This window comes from Pseudonocardia sp., from assembly GCF_029263155.1.
Classification (GTDB): Bacteria; Actinomycetota; Actinomycetes; order Mycobacteriales; family Pseudonocardiaceae; genus Pseudonocardia.
Genome location: NZ_JAJCYB010000037.1, coordinates 20,834 through 34,487, shown reverse-complemented (window position 1 = coordinate 34,487; position 13,654 = coordinate 20,834). Strand labels below are relative to the sequence as shown.

At 75.5% G+C, this 13,654-nt stretch carries 11 protein-coding genes; 4 read left to right on the top strand and 7 right to left on the bottom strand.

The genetic code is table 11. The features are described 5' to 3' along the window. Nucleotides 1-1,013: 1,013 nt before the first annotated feature. Nucleotides 1,014-1,331: a hypothetical protein gene (locus Q1K26_RS06620; RefSeq protein ID WP_300008481.1), complete on the top strand. Its 318-nt coding sequence runs from the start codon at nucleotides 1,014-1,016 to the stop codon at nucleotides 1,329-1,331. Here Q1K26_RS06620 and Q1K26_RS06615 read toward each other — a convergent pair. Continuing rightward, complete coding sequence (locus tag Q1K26_RS06615; RefSeq protein WP_300008479.1) at nucleotides 1,324-1,569, bottom strand: hypothetical protein; 246 nt, start codon at nucleotides 1,567-1,569, stop codon at nucleotides 1,324-1,326. The genes Q1K26_RS06620 and Q1K26_RS06615 overlap by 8 nt on opposite strands. Before the next feature lie 66 nt (nucleotides 1,570-1,635). Here Q1K26_RS06615 and Q1K26_RS06610 point away from each other — a divergent pair, with 66 nt between their 5' ends. Further along, nucleotides 1,636-2,352, top strand: a complete 717-nt coding sequence (locus tag Q1K26_RS06610; protein ID WP_300008477.1) for a DUF3152 domain-containing protein — start codon at nucleotides 1,636-1,638, stop codon at nucleotides 2,350-2,352. Here the strand turns inward: Q1K26_RS06610 and Q1K26_RS06605 are convergent. The 6 genes from Q1K26_RS06605 to Q1K26_RS06580 are packed head-to-tail and all read right to left on the bottom strand — an operon-like array spanning nucleotide 2,343 to nucleotide 8,359. Further along, nucleotides 2,343-3,134, bottom strand: coding sequence for a 5-formyltetrahydrofolate cyclo-ligase (locus tag Q1K26_RS06605; protein ID WP_300008475.1), 792 nt, complete (start codon nucleotides 3,132-3,134; stop codon nucleotides 2,343-2,345). The two genes, Q1K26_RS06610 and Q1K26_RS06605, sit on opposite strands and share 10 nt — an antisense overlap. Further along, entirely contained in the window at nucleotides 3,131-3,925 is a 795-nt protein-coding gene (locus Q1K26_RS06600; protein WP_300008473.1) for an SDR family oxidoreductase, read from the bottom strand. Before Q1K26_RS06600 ends, Q1K26_RS06605 begins: the two co-directional genes overlap by 4 nt. A gap of 22 nt (nucleotides 3,926-3,947) precedes the next feature. After that, nucleotides 3,948-5,177, bottom strand: a complete 1,230-nt coding sequence (locus Q1K26_RS06595) for an aminotransferase class V-fold PLP-dependent enzyme (protein ID WP_300008470.1) — start codon at nucleotides 5,175-5,177, stop codon at nucleotides 3,948-3,950. Beyond that, nucleotides 5,174-6,052 (bottom strand): tryptophan 2,3-dioxygenase family protein, encoded by an 879-nt coding sequence (locus tag Q1K26_RS06590; protein WP_300008468.1) that lies wholly within the window; start codon nucleotides 6,050-6,052, stop codon nucleotides 5,174-5,176. Before Q1K26_RS06590 ends, Q1K26_RS06595 begins: the two co-directional genes overlap by 4 nt. 1 nt (nucleotide 6,053) lies before the next feature. Next, nucleotides 6,054-7,250 (bottom strand): GNAT family N-acetyltransferase, encoded by a 1,197-nt coding sequence (locus Q1K26_RS06585; protein WP_300008466.1) that lies wholly within the window; start codon nucleotides 7,248-7,250, stop codon nucleotides 6,054-6,056. Next, nucleotides 7,247-8,359, bottom strand: a complete 1,113-nt coding sequence (locus Q1K26_RS06580; protein WP_300008463.1) for a glycosyltransferase family 4 protein — start codon at nucleotides 8,357-8,359, stop codon at nucleotides 7,247-7,249. The genes Q1K26_RS06585 and Q1K26_RS06580 overlap by 4 nt, the downstream gene beginning before the upstream one ends. 225 nt (nucleotides 8,360-8,584) lie before the next feature. On the opposite strand from Q1K26_RS06580, the gene Q1K26_RS06575 reads away from it, so the two are divergent. Next, complete coding sequence (locus Q1K26_RS06575) at nucleotides 8,585-10,861, top strand: glycerol-3-phosphate 1-O-acyltransferase (protein ID WP_300008461.1); 2,277 nt, start codon at nucleotides 8,585-8,587, stop codon at nucleotides 10,859-10,861. Continuing rightward, complete coding sequence (locus Q1K26_RS06570) at nucleotides 10,848-13,625, top strand: HAD-IB family hydrolase (protein ID WP_300008459.1); 2,778 nt, start codon at nucleotides 10,848-10,850, stop codon at nucleotides 13,623-13,625. The genes Q1K26_RS06575 and Q1K26_RS06570 overlap by 14 nt, the downstream gene beginning before the upstream one ends. Nucleotides 13,626-13,654 lie beyond the last annotated feature (29 nt).

Here is a 13,654-nt window from a genome sequence, read left to right as displayed (position 1 = left end):
ACAGGGCCGCCGGGTGCCCGGTGGCGAAGTCCAGTTCGGCGGCGAACACCCCCGACGGCGGCGTGTCGGCCATGGTGGGCGGGGGTTCGGCGGCGTCCCACTCGGGCGCGTCCGGTTCGGGCGCGTAGGGCGCGGCGACGGATGGGAACATGTGTTCTACTATACCGCCACTGAGCTGCACGTTTGGTACCGTCGACCGACGGAGGTCGACCACTCGGCGACCTACCACCGGACGGGAGATCGACGCCGTACGGGAGCGGTCGACCCGACCGGCTACGGGGATCGAGGGAGGGTCTTTCGGTGGCAAGTCGATCCGTACCGCAGGCGCGCCAGCGCCGAGGAGCGGAATCGGCGCGGCAGCACTTCGGTAGAAGCCGACCACCGCCCCACCCGGAAGAGACGCCGGAACCCGGCCCCGCCCGACCCGGCGGGCGGCCCCGGTCGCGGTGTCGGTGGAGGCCGACCACCCCCGCAACGGTTCACCTGAACCGCTGGGAGGTCGCCGACACGCCCGAACCCGACGCGCCGGCGCCGGCGGACCGGAACCAGCGCGTGACCCCTTCGACAGCAGCCTGCCGACTCCCTGACCGCCACATCCCCGGACAGCGGCTCGACCGGACACCGCCCCCGGTACCGGGCCGGCGGCCGCCGCGCCGTCGACCGGACCGTCCCGTCGAAGCCCGATCGCGAACCATCCCCCCTGTGCGTTGCCGGGCCAGGCCGCGGAACCCGGGCTCGGCACACCGCGCCGGAACAGGTCAGCAGCCCGGCCCGCCCGGGCGCCCACCCGTCGGACGCGCCGGTACCGGAGCACCACATCCGGCAAGGCGACGACGAGCGCCAGGGGCACGGCGGCGGCGGGCACGGCCGTCGAGGAACCAGCCCCGGCCGGCCCGAGGCCACCGCGGCGATCCGGCACGCGTGCACGGAGACCCGGACCGCACCCGGTATGCGATCGCCATGAACGACCGCCGTGATGTGTGACCAGCACCACTACGGCTACATTCCGTCTCGTGCTCCGACTCCGCCGCGCCGCGCTGGCCGCCGTCCTCGTCCTCGTCACCGTCGCCGGCTGTGGTGGATCCGGTTCCGACACCGACTGCGGCATCGACGGGTGCACCATCACGTTCCCGCGGTCCGGTGAGGCGGCGGTGTCGGTGTTGGGGGTCTCCGCGCGGCTGGTCGGGGTGCAGGACGGGCAGGCGATGCTGGAGGTGGCGGGCCAGTCGGTCAGCGTTCCCGTCGGCGGGCAGACGCAGGCCCAGGGCTTCACGATCGCGGTGGAGTCGGTCACCGACACCACCGTCGTGGTGCGGGTGACCGCTAGCTGAGCGGGTCGCCGGTGTCGGGCTCGTAGACCCACCGGTCCGGCTCGGACGCGTGCGGCCCGACCCGGCGGTAGCCCCGCTCGGGGATGCGGACCGGCAGGTGGCCGGTGTCCTCGGTGTAGATCGTCGTGTCGCGGTGACGGGGGATCACGCGTGGTGGCAGGCCGTCGGCGCCCAGCTCCACCTGCTCGGTGTGCCCGTCCCACGGCCCGCCCACCAGAACCGCCGTCACCGTGGTCATCGCGGCATCCTCTCACCATGCCCGCTGAGGTCTGCGTGACCGGACCGGGCGTGTCACGCTGGCCCGGTGCTCCGCCGTGCCTGCCTGCTGACCGCCGCGGTCGCCCTCGGCGCGGCGCTGCTGGCGGTGCCCGGCGTGCTGCCCGGGCCCGCGGCGACTCCGGTCCCGGAGACCGTCCCGCGCGTCGCGGCGGTCACCGGGGCCCCGGCCGCTCCCGAACCACCGTCCGAGGACGCCCGGGCCGGTGTTCTCGGGTCGGAGGTTCCGCCGGTCGGCACCGGCGTGCCGGTCGTGGTGCCCGGGTCCGCTCCCGCACCGGGGCCGGGTCGGGTTCGGACCGTTCGGGTCGAGGTGGAGGGCGGATTGCCCGTCGACGGCCCGGCGTTCGCCGACTTCGTGCTCGACACCCTCAACGACCCGCGCGGTTGGGGCCGCGACGGGTCGATGTCGTTCGCCCGCACCGACGGCGACGCCGAGGTCACGGTGGTGCTGGCCAGCCCGGACACCTCGGCGCGGCTGTGCCTGCCGCTGCGCACCGGTGGCACCCTGTCGTGTCGCAACGGGCCGCTCGTCGTGTTGACCCACCACCGCTGGGTCCTCGCCCATCCGGACTACGGCACCGATCGCACCGCGTACCGGCAGTACGTGGTGAACCACGAGGTGGGGCACTTCCTCGGGCACGGCCACGTGCCGTGCCCGGGCCCCGACGTCGCGGCGCCGGTGATGATGCAGCAGACCAAGGGCCTGCTCGGCTGCGCTCCCAACCCCTGGCCCTATCCCTGACCCGATGCCCGCCGCAGCGCGCCGAGCAGGGGGATCGTGGCGATCTTCTCCTCGGTGAGCGCGGACCACACGATGCCTGCGGTGGGCCGCTCCCGGCGCCCGGCCCGGCAGTCGAGCACCCGCTCCGGCGTGACGACGAGATCGACGGGTGCGTCGTGCGTCGCGGTGGGGATCACGCCGGCCGGGCGCACCTGCAGCTCGTGCACCGTGGTGACGACGAGCGTGTCCGGCCCGATCAGCCCGGCCGCCGTGGCCAGTGCGAACTCCAGGTCGGCGAACCCGCCGCCCTTGCCCAGCCGGGACCCGTCGGCCCCGACGGCCACGCAGCCGGTGACCACCAGGTCGACCGGCTCCAGCTCGGCGACGGTGACGCGGCGGGCCGAGCGGGTGGCCCCGGCGATCGAGGCGGCGGTGCGCGGCGGGTCGGCGAGGTGGGCCGGGTCGAGCAGGAAGAACGGCTCGGGCTCGGCCAGGCGCGGCACCGCCATGTAGACGGTGCGGCCGTCGAGCAGGGCCTGGCGCCGGACGGGGAGCTGCGCGGAGTCGGGGTTGGACTTGATCGTGCGGGCCGCCGCCCAGGCGTCGGTGCCGGCGAGGCGGCGGGCGGCGGCCTCGGCCCCGGTGAAGTTGGAGATCCGGTTGCGGGCGCCCGGGAACCGGGCGACCTTCGCGTCGATCAGGGAGGTCCACACCTCGTCGCGCAGCGCGGCCTTGGCCGCGAGTACCTCCGGGTCGCCACCGGCGTCGTGGTCGTGGCGCCGCCCCGACCTCCTGGGGCTCATGCCCCGGCGCGGCGGCGCTCGCCCTGCGCCCGCAACCGGGCGAGCACCCCGAGCCCGACGCGCGGCAGCACCGCCCCGGTGCGGGCCAGCGCGGCGCGATAGCCCGGGACCGAGCGCACCAGCCGGCGGCCGGCGAGCATCTCCAGCGCGGCGTCGGCCACCGCCTCCGGGGTGAGCAGCGAGCGCTGGGAGAACAGGATCGCGGTGTCGCGGTGCCCCCGCTCGGAGCGGACCATCGCGGTGTCGGCCGGGTCGGGGCACAGGGCGTGCACGCGGATCGGGACACCGTCGAGGTCGAGATCGCCCTGCAGGCTGGTGCTGAAGTTCAGCACGCCCGCCTTCGTGGCGGCGTACACCGCGAGCCCGGGCACGGGCCCGTGCGCCGACATCGACGCGACGTTCAGCAGGTGCCCGCCCGCCCCACGCATCACCTCGACCGCGGCCCGCGACCCGTGGACGACACCGCGCAGGTTGGCGTCGAGCATCAGGTCGACGTCTTCGTCGGGGTGCTCCCACGCCTTGCCCGCGCGCAGCACGCCCGCGTTGTTGACCCACACCGCGACCCGCCCCAGCTCCTGCGCGGCCTCGGCGACGCGGCGGTGGTCGGCGGCCAGCCGCGCGTCCGCCACGATCCCGGTGGCGCCCAGCTCGCCCGCCGCGGCGTCGACCGCCGACGCGTCCAGGTCGGTGATCACGACCTGGTGCCCGCGCGCGACGAGCCGTCGCGCGATCTCCCTGCCGAACCCGCGTGCCGCGCCCGTGACGACGGCGACCGTCCCCGCTGCTCCCATCGGCACACCCTGCCACGAGACCCTACCGGCGGGTAGGCGGCTCTCCTGCAACCAGGTCGCGCAGGACCGCCAGGCCGTCGTGGACCTCCGTGAACGCCGTCGAGAGCGGGGCGAGGCCCAGCCGGATGCCGTCGGGCTCGCGGTAGTCGGGGATCACGCCGCGCTCCCACAGGTCGTCGAGGATCTCCCGGAAGCCGGGACGGCGGATCGTGACGTGCCCGCCGCGTCGGTCCGGGTCGCGCGGCGAGACCACCTCCACGCCCGGCAGCCAGGCGTCCACGAGGTCCAGCGCGTACGCCGTCAGGTCCCGCGACTTCGCCCGCACCGCGCCGATCCCGACCTCCTCCAGCATCTCCAGCGAGGCCAGCAGCGGCACGGCCGCGAGGATGGGCGGGGTGCCGGACACGATGGCGCGGATGCCCGCCGCCGGGGTGTGGCCGGGACCCATCTCGAACGGGTCGCGCCGGCCCATCCAGCCCTGGATCGGCTGGCGCAGCGTCTCCTGCAGGCCGTGGCGCACGTACCCGAACGCGGGGGAGCCGGGGCCGGCGTTGAGGTACTTGTAGGTGCAGCCGACGGCCAGGTCGACGCCCCAGGCGTCCAGCTCCAGCTCGACCGACCCGACGGAGTGGCTCAGGTCCCACAGGGCCAGCGCGCCCGCCTCGTGGGCGATGCGGGTGATCGCGGGGGCGTCGGCGATCCAGCCGGAACGGTAGGCGACGTGGCTGAACAGCACGAGCGCGGTGTCCGGGCCGACCGCCGCCGCCACCTGCTCCGGGGTGATTCCGGCCGCCGGGTCGGTCTCGACCCAGCGCAGCCGGGCGCCGCGCTCGGCCGCGATCCCTGCGGCGACGTCGCGGTCGGTGGGGACGTTGTCGGTGTCGAGCACGATCTCGCGGCGCCGGGGATCCCCGTCGATGGCGCGGTCGACCGCGGCCCGGGCGAGCTTGTAGAGCAGCACCGTGGTCGAGTCGGCGACCGCCGTCTGGCCGGGCGCGGCGCCGAGCGCGGCGTGCGCGATGCGGTCGCCGACCTCCTCGGGCCAGGTCATCCAGCCCTCGCCCCAGCCCCGGATGAGGCGGCCGCCCCAGGCCTCGCGGACGAACGCGGCCATCCGCTCGGGGACCACCGCGGGGGGCCGGCCCAGCGAGTTTCCGTCGAGGTAGGCGAGCACGCCGGGCGCGGGCAGGAACCGGTCCCGGTAAGCGGCGAGGGGGTCGGCGGCGTCGAGCGCCACGGCCCGGTCCCTCATCGTCCGATCTCCGTGCGCACGGCGTACAGCTCCGGGAAGAACGTCAGATCCAGTGCCGCGCGCAGGAACCCGACCCCGCTCGACCCGCCCGTGCCACGTTTCGTCCCGATCACCCGCTCCACGGTCTTGAGGTGCCGGAACCGCCACAGCGCCACGTTCTCCTCCAGGTCGACGAGCTCCTCGCACGCCTCGTAGGCCTCCCAGAACTCCCCGGCGTTCTCGTAGATCCGCCGGAACACCGGCACCAGCTCCGGGGCGAAGACGTGGGCGAGCGTGACGTCGCGTTCCCGCAGTGCGGGCGGCACGTCGTGGCCCCGGCGGGCGAGCAGCGCCAGGAACTCGTCGTAGAGGCTGGGGCGGGCGAGCTGGTCGGCGAGCAGCGCCCGGGCCGACGCGTCGTGATCGAAGAACGCCAGCATCGCGGCGTCCTTGTGGCCCAGCGCGAACTCCACGGCCCGGTACTGGTGCGACTGGAACCCCGACGACGTGCCCAGGAAGCTGCGGAACTCCGCGTACTCCGAGGGCGTCAGCGTGGCCAGCACCGACCACTGCTCGGTGAGCTGGCGCTGGATGTGCTTGACGCGGGCGAGCCCCTTGAGGGCGGGGCGCAGGTCGTCGGCGGCCAGGTGCGCGCACACCGCGCGCAGCTCGTGCAGCACCAGCTTGAGCCACAGCTCGGAGGTCTGGTGCTGCACGATGAACAGCAGCTCGTCGTGATGCTCGGGGCGGCTCACCGGGTGCTGCGCGCCCAGCACCTCGTCCAGGTGCAGGTACGCCCCGTAGCTCAGGTTCTGCCGGGGCGTGCCTCTGGCGCCTGCGGGCGCGAACTCGCGGACGAGACCGTCCTCGAGCGGGCGGGTGGGGTCGCCGGACACGTCAGAAGCCCGTCCCGTGGCGCGGTTCCCGGTCCGGGGTGCAGGCGGCGTCGAACCGGCGCAGCAGCGCCCCGCCGGACCCCGGGTCCTCCGCGCCGATCAGCCCGGCGCGGGCCAGGGTGAGCGCGCGCGGGCCACCGAACGCCAGCGACCCCAGCGCCCGGATGTCGACGTGCAGGTCCGGCGCGGCGGCCGTGGGCGTGCACTCCGCGCCGTCAGGGCCGCCGTGCAGCCGGAACCGGCCCCCGCGATCCTGCACGGGATCGTGCACCTGCAGCACCGCGTCGACGTCCACGGCGTAGCGGCGCGCGGCGAGCACCGCGGGGACGCCGAGCACCCGCGCCCATACCCCGTCGGCCACGCTCTCGGTGCGCACGACCCGGGGGTCGCTGAGCAACCACGGCAGCGGGTCGTCCGCCGGAACGGCCCTGGTGATGATCGTCGGGACGAGGTCGAGCGCGAGCAGCAGCCGCCACAGCGCGACGTGCGCGGAGTCGGTGGCGGCGAAGAAGTCCACGACCCAGCAGGTGCCGCCGTCCATCCGGTAGGCGGCGTAGCCGTCGGCGTGCAACAGGTGGAACCGTGCGGTGCCGCCGCGGCGCTGGTGCGGTCGGTCGAGCAGGGTGAAGTCCCACCACGCGGCGCTGCGGGACAGCGCCCCGGGATGTCGCGCGCACCAGCGTCGGTGGATGTCGGGGACCCGCTCGCGCACCTCGTCGGTCTCGGCGTAGCGGACGCCCCCGGGGTCGGGAACGTCGGGACGGAAGTCGGCCTGCCGCCGGTCGATCTCCACCGTCCGGTTCACGGTGGCCACGCCGTACCCGAAGCGCCCGTAGATGCCGCCCTCGCTCGCGGTCAGCAGCGCCAGCGGGACGCCTGCCTCGACGTAGCCGCGGTGCAGCTCGGTGATCATCGTGCGCAGGATCCCGCGGCGGCGGTGGGTCGCGGCGACCGACACCCAGGTGACGCCCTCGGCCGGGACCGGCTCGCCGCCGGGCGGGGTGACGGCGAACTCGTAGGAGCCCGCCGTGCCGACGAGCGTGTCCCCGTCGTGGACCATCACGAACCGGTCCGGATCGAGCACCCCGCGCAGGTCGTCGAGCTCCTGCTCGCCGTAGTGGAAGCCGAACGCGCGACCGTCGAGGAGCGCGATCTCGGGCAGGTCCGCGGCCGTGGCGCGGCGCAGCTGCGCCTTCACGACGGCAGGACCTCCTCGTAGACCGCGCGCAGCCGCCGGGCCCACCCGGTGGCCTCGAAGTCGGTGAGGAAGCGCCTGCGGGCCGCGGCACCGAGCCGCTCGCGCCGTACGGGGTCGGTCGCCAGGGACCGCAGGGCGTCGCCGATCGGGTCGGGGCGCAGCGCGGTCAGCACGCCGGTCGCCGCCGACACGATCTCGGGGACCCCGCCCACCCGGGTGGCCACGACCGGACGCCCTGCGGCCATCGCGCGCAGCAGCGTGGTGGGCTGTGCACCCGACGCGCTGGTGTGGACGACGAGGTCGGCGGCGCCCAGCAGCTCGGCGTGGTCGTGATGGCGGGCGAGGAACACCACGCGGTCGCGCAGCGCCTCCGTCGCGGCCACCCGCGACTCCAGCCACGGCCGCAGCGGGCCGTCCCCGGCCAGCGCGACGACCAGCGGCGCGGACTCCGGGACCGTCTCCACGGCGTCCAGGAGCAGCTCGTGGCCGCCGCCGCGGCGCATGGGTTCCAACGACAGCGCGAGCGCGTCGGCGGGCCCGATCGCCAGCGCGGTCCGCAACCGCTCGCGCGTCTCGGGATCGGCGTCACCGGGGTCCACCACGCCGTCGGGCACCACGACGATGTCGCCCTTGGGCCCGGCGATGCCGCGGTACCACTCACGCTGCGTCGTCGAGATCGCGATGGTGCGGGACATGAACCGCTGCCGGGCGAGGATGCGGGCGGTGCGGCGCAGGCGGTCGACGCGGTCGGCGGGCTCGTTCTCGATGCGGTGCAGCGTGGACACCGCGGGCACCCGCAGCCGCAGCGCGGCCGCCGCACCCGCGACGTCGGCCTGCGGGAGGTGGGTGTGCACGAGCTGGGCACCTCGCGTGCGCAGCGCCCGCGCGACCCGGGCCGCCGCCCGCGGATCCCACGGGGCCAGCCCGAGCTCGGCGACGGGTACGCCCAGCCGTCGCAGCGCACCGACCTGCGTGGTGTCCGAGGTCGAGGCCAGGGCGACGACCATCAGCTCCAGCCCGGCTGCTGAGGCCGCGGCGGCGAGGTCGACGAGCCCGGTCTGCGGGCCGCCGGGATGCAGCGTGGGGACGAGGTGGGCGACCTTGATCATGCGGCGGCCTCCGCGGGTACGAGTGCGTCGGCGGGTGAGCGGGCGGTCACGGCCGCCGACCCTAACCGTCCGGGTGACGGCGTGCCGACCCGATTGCGGAGTGGCCGGGGGGTTCGCGCGCGGAGATGGGTCCTGCGCGCCGCCGACGGCACGCGAGCCGCGGCTCGGCGCGCGAGACGATCGGGCGCACACCGGTGGGTGACCGGGCTCACCGGATGGGACAGGATGGGCGACGAGGTGAAGGGGGTGCTCATGGGCATCGCGACGGAGGCCGGGCCGGCCGACGACACGGCGGGCGCGGTGGCCCCGACGATCCTGCTGGTGGAGGCGACCAGCGAGGTCGAGCGGTCGCTGATCGGCCGCTGGGCGGAGGACTCCGGGCTCGCCCCCGCGCGGGTGCTGCCGCTGCACGGACCGGCCTTGACGGACCCGCTGGCCGAGGCCGGTGACGCCACGGTCGTCACCGCGGCCCGGGTGGCGTGGCTGCCGCGCGAGCGCAACGGCGTACGCCGCGTGCGCTGGGCCGACCTCGTCACGCTCACCGACCCCCGCCGCCCGCCCGCGCACCGCCAGGCCCGCATCGCGCGCCGCGAGCCCGACCGCGCACCGGTCGTCGTCGCCGAGCCGGCGACCGTCGCCGACCTGCGGGAACGCCACGGCGGCGACCGGGCGAGCTTCGGCCCGTTCGTCGCGGGCCAGGCCACGCTCGCGCTGGAACGGGCCGAGCGGGCACTGGTGGGCGACCGGTACAAGGTGCCCAAGCAGATCGTCGAGATGATCGACGCCGATCCCGGGTTCCGTCGGGAGATCACCGCGCTGGCCGCGAAGCTGGACCGCCCCGAGGCCGAGGTGGCGCAGAAGGCGCGCACCGACCTGGAGGGCCTGGTCGCGTCGATGAGCCCGATGGCGGTCGACCTGCTCGCCGGGGCGCTGCGCCCGCTGCACGCGCGCGCCTGGGACGTCCAGGTCGACACCGCGGGCCTGGAGCGGCTGCGCGATCTCAACCGCCGCGACGCGCTGGTCTTCCTGCCCAGCCACCGCTCCTACGCCGACCCGCTGCTGCTCGCCGACGTACTCGCCGAGCACGACTTCCCCCGCAACCACGTCCTGGGCGGGGAGAACCTGCGGTTCTGGCCGGTCGGGCCGGTGGCCAAGCGCGCCGGGGTGGTGTTCATCCGGCGCAGCTTCGGCGACGACGAGGTCTACAAGCTGGCCGTGCGCGAGTACTTCGGGTTCCTGCTCGCCAAGCGCTTCAACCTGGAGTGGTACATGGAGGGCGGGCGCTCGCGCACCGGCAAGCTGCGCCCACCGAAGTTCGGGCTGCTCGCCAACGTCGCCGAGGCCGTCGAGCGCGACCGCGTCTCCGACGTGCACCTGGTGCCGGTGTCGATCACCTACGACCAGCTCCGCGAGGTGGCCGCCATGGCCGCCGAGCAGGCCGGAGCGGCGAAGAAGGGCGAGGGCCTCGCCTGGCTGGCGCGCTACGCCAAGGCGCAGCTGAGCCAGATCGGCACCGCGCAGGTGCGCTTCGCCGAGCCGATCTCGCTGCGCGCCGCGCTGGCCGCGAACCCCGACCGGCGCCTCGCGCTGCAGAAGGCGGCGTTCGAGGTGGCCGTCGGGATCAACCGGGTCACCCCCGTGATGGCCACCGCGCTGGTCACGCTCGCGCTGCTGGGCGTGCGCGACCGGGCGCTCACGCTGGGGCAGGTGCGCCGCGTCGTCGCCCCGGTCCGCGACTACGTGCTCGCGCGCGACCTGCCGCACTCGGGTGACTCCCTGGAGACCGACGGCGGCGTGCGCGGGGTGCTCGCCGCGCTGGCCGCGTCGAACGTCGTCACGACATACGGCGGCGGGGAGGAACCGGTCTACGCCATCGAGCGCGGCCAGCACCTGGTCGCCGCGTTCTACCGCAACTCCGGCATCCACCACTTCGTCGACCGCGCGCTGGCCGAGCTGGTGCTGCTCAGCACGCCGGAGCAGCGCTGGGACACCGCGTACGCGCTGCGCGACCTGCTCAAGTTCGAGTTCTTCTTCCCCGACCGGGACGCGTTCCGCGCCCGGCTCACCGCCGAGCTGGAACGGCTCGACCCCGCGTGGGAGACCGCCGAGGGCACCGCGGTGCTCGACCGCGCCCCGTTCCTCATGGCCCATCGCGTGCTGCGCAGCTTCGTCGACGCCCAGCTCGTCGTCGCCGAACGGCTCGCGGCCCGGGAGCCGCGCGACCCCGTCGTCGAGAAGGACTTCCTCGACGAGTGCACGGGTGTGGGGCAGCAGATGCTGCTGCAGGGCCGCCTGCACGGGCCGGAGTCGCTGTCGCGGGAGCTGTTCGCGAGCGCGCTGCGCCTGGCTAAAAACCTCGATCTCGTCGATCCGGGCCGGGACGAGCTGGCCGGGCGCCGCGAGGACCTGGCCGCCCGGCTGCGCGAGGTGGTGGGACGGGTGATCACGATCGACGAGATCGACGCGGCGTCGCGACGGGAGGTCGTCGGTGTCGCACCCTGAGCTGCGCAACGCCGCGAGCTGGGACGAGGAGCGGCTGATCTCCGACGTCGGGACCGGCCCGCAGGGGCCGACGATCGGCGCGTTCTTCGACTTCGACGGCACGCTGATCGACGGGTTCTCCCTCGGCGCGTTCGCCCGCCACCACGTGCGGTCCGGGCACGTCACCCCGGTCGACCTGGGCCGGATGCTGCTGATCGGCATGCGGGGGGTGACCACCGAGCAGGACTTCGAGCGCTTCTTCGTGCTCGGCATGCGCTCCTGGGCCGGCCGCAGCTCCGACGAGCTGGCCGAGCTGGGGGAGCGGCTGTGGCGCCAGGGCGTCGCCGGGTCGCTGTACCCGGAGGCGTGGCGGCTGGTGGCCGCGCACCGCCGGGCCGGGCACACCGTGGTGCTCGCCTCGTCCGCGACGCGGTTCCAGGTGGAGCCGGCTGCGCGCGCGATGGGCGTGGCGCACGTGCTCGTCACGCCGGTGGAGTTCGCCGACGGCCTGTGCACCGGCCGCCCCGGCGGCCCGCCGCTGTGGCGCGCCGGGAAGGCCGCCGCCGTCCGGGCCTTCGCCCCCGACCACGGCGTCGACCTCGCCCAGAGCTACGCCTACTCCAACGGCGACGAGGACGTGCCGTTCCTGCGGACGGTGGGTCGCCCGCGTGCGCTCAACCCGGAGGACCGCCTCGCCGCGGAGGCCGCCGAGCGCGGCTGGCCGGTCGCGCGGTTCCGCAACCGCGGCCGGGGCGGGCCCCGCGAGGTCGCCCGCGCCCTCGGGGCCGTCGGTGGCACGCTGGGCGGGTTCGGCGCCGGGTTGGCGCTGGGCGCGGTGAACCAGCTCGTCGGCCAGGGCACCCGCCGCGACTCCGTGGACCTCGGGCTGAGCCTGGCCGGTGACCTCGGCACCGCGCTCGCCGGGGTGCGGCTGGACGTCCGGGGCGCCGAGCACCTGGTCGCCGGGCGCCCCGCGGTGTTCCTGTTCAACCACCAGAGCCAGCTCGACGTGCTGATCCTGGCCAAGCTGCTGCGCGGCGGGTTCACCGCCGTCGCGAAGAAGGAGGCCGCGGCCATCCCCGGCTTCGGTGCGGCGTTCCGGCTGGCCGACGTCGCGTTCGTCGACCGCGGCAACACCACCGCGGCCAGGGCGGCCCTCGAACCCGCCGTGGAGCGGCTGCGGGAGGGGATCTCGCTGGTCATCGCACCGGAGGGCACCCGCAGCGCCACCCCGGCGCTGGGCCCGTTCAAGAAGGGCGCGTTCCACGTCGCGATGCAGGCGGGCGTGCCGATCGTGCCCATCGTGATCCGCAACGCCGGCGAGCTGATGTGGCGCGGGGCGTCCACGATCCGCGAGGGCGTCGTGCAGGTCACGGTGCTGCCGCCGGTGCCCACCGACGGGTGGGCGGCCGAGGACCTCGACGCCCGCGTGGCGAAGGTCCGCGCGCGGTACCTGGCGGAGCTGCAGCAGGACGGCGGCCCGGTCGAGACCACCGTGCACGTCACGACCGGCCCGACCGGCGACGTCCCGCTCGACTGGGGCACCGCGTCGGAGATGGACGCCGACGCCGCCGCCGTGTGGCGGGCGGGCGACGAGCGGTCCACGTTGACGCTGCTGGAACTGCTCGACCCCGCCCCCGACGCAGAACGCCTCGCGGCGGCACACGAGTGGGCGTCGCGGATGGTGCCGCGGATGCGCCAGACCGTGGTGGAGGCCGCACTCGGCATCGGGCCGCCGGTGTGGACGGGGGTCGAACGGCTCGACCTCGACCACCACGTCACCCGCGTACGGCTCCCCGCCCCGGGTTCGGCGCGCCAGCTGCTCGATGCGGTGGCCGAGTTCGCCGCCGCCCCGCTGGACCGCACCCGCCCGCTGTGGGCCGCGCTGCTCGTCGAGGGGCTCGAGGACGGCACCGCCGGGTACGCGGTGAAGGTCCACCACGCCGTCACCGACGGGGTGGGCGCGGTGCGGCTGATGGGCCTGTTGCACAGCCGCACCGCCGAGCACGACCCGGCGCGCCCGGAGCCCGCGCTGCCGGTCGTGGTGCCCGCACCGTCGCCGGTGGACCTGCTCGTCGACGAGATCGGCCGGCGCGGTGCCGGCGCGCTGGCCCGGCCCCTGGAGACCGGCTGGGGCCTCGCCCGCACGCTGGGCAGGCTCCTCGCGCCGCCGGACGACGCCCCGCGCACGGAGCTGCTCGCCGGGCGCGGCGGGGCCCGGTACGTCGAGGTGCTGGAGGTGCCGCTGGAGCGGCTCCGGGCGGGCGCCGCGGCGGCCGGGGGATCGCCCACCGACGGGTTCCTCGCCGCCGTGCTGGGCGCGCTGCGCGACTATCACCGGCACTTCGGCGTGGACGTCGGCCGGGCGACGGTGGCCCTCGGGCTGCCGGTCGGGCTCGGCGCGGCCGACGGGGCGGGCGGGCGGCTGGCCGGCGCCGTCGTCGACGCGCCGATGGCCGAGGCCGACCTCGCCGCCCGGATCGCGGAGGTGCGCGAGCTGGTGGTGTCCGCGGGCTCGGCGGGCGGGCCAGGAGAATCGGGCGCCGCCGACGTGCAGGTGGCGTCGGTCCCGGGGATCGGGCACCCGGTGTACCTCGCGGGTTCGCGGATCACCCGGCTGTTCCCGCTCGGCCCGCTCGCCGGCTGTGCCGCCACGATCACGATGGTGGCCCACGACGGCGTCGCCTGCGTCGGGATCGTGCTCGACGACCTGGCCGTCGCCGAGCCGAAGCTGCTGGTGGAGGGCATACGACAGGCCCTGGACGAGGTACTGGCGCTCGGCTGAGCCCGGCACCGGCAGCGTCACGGTGCAAC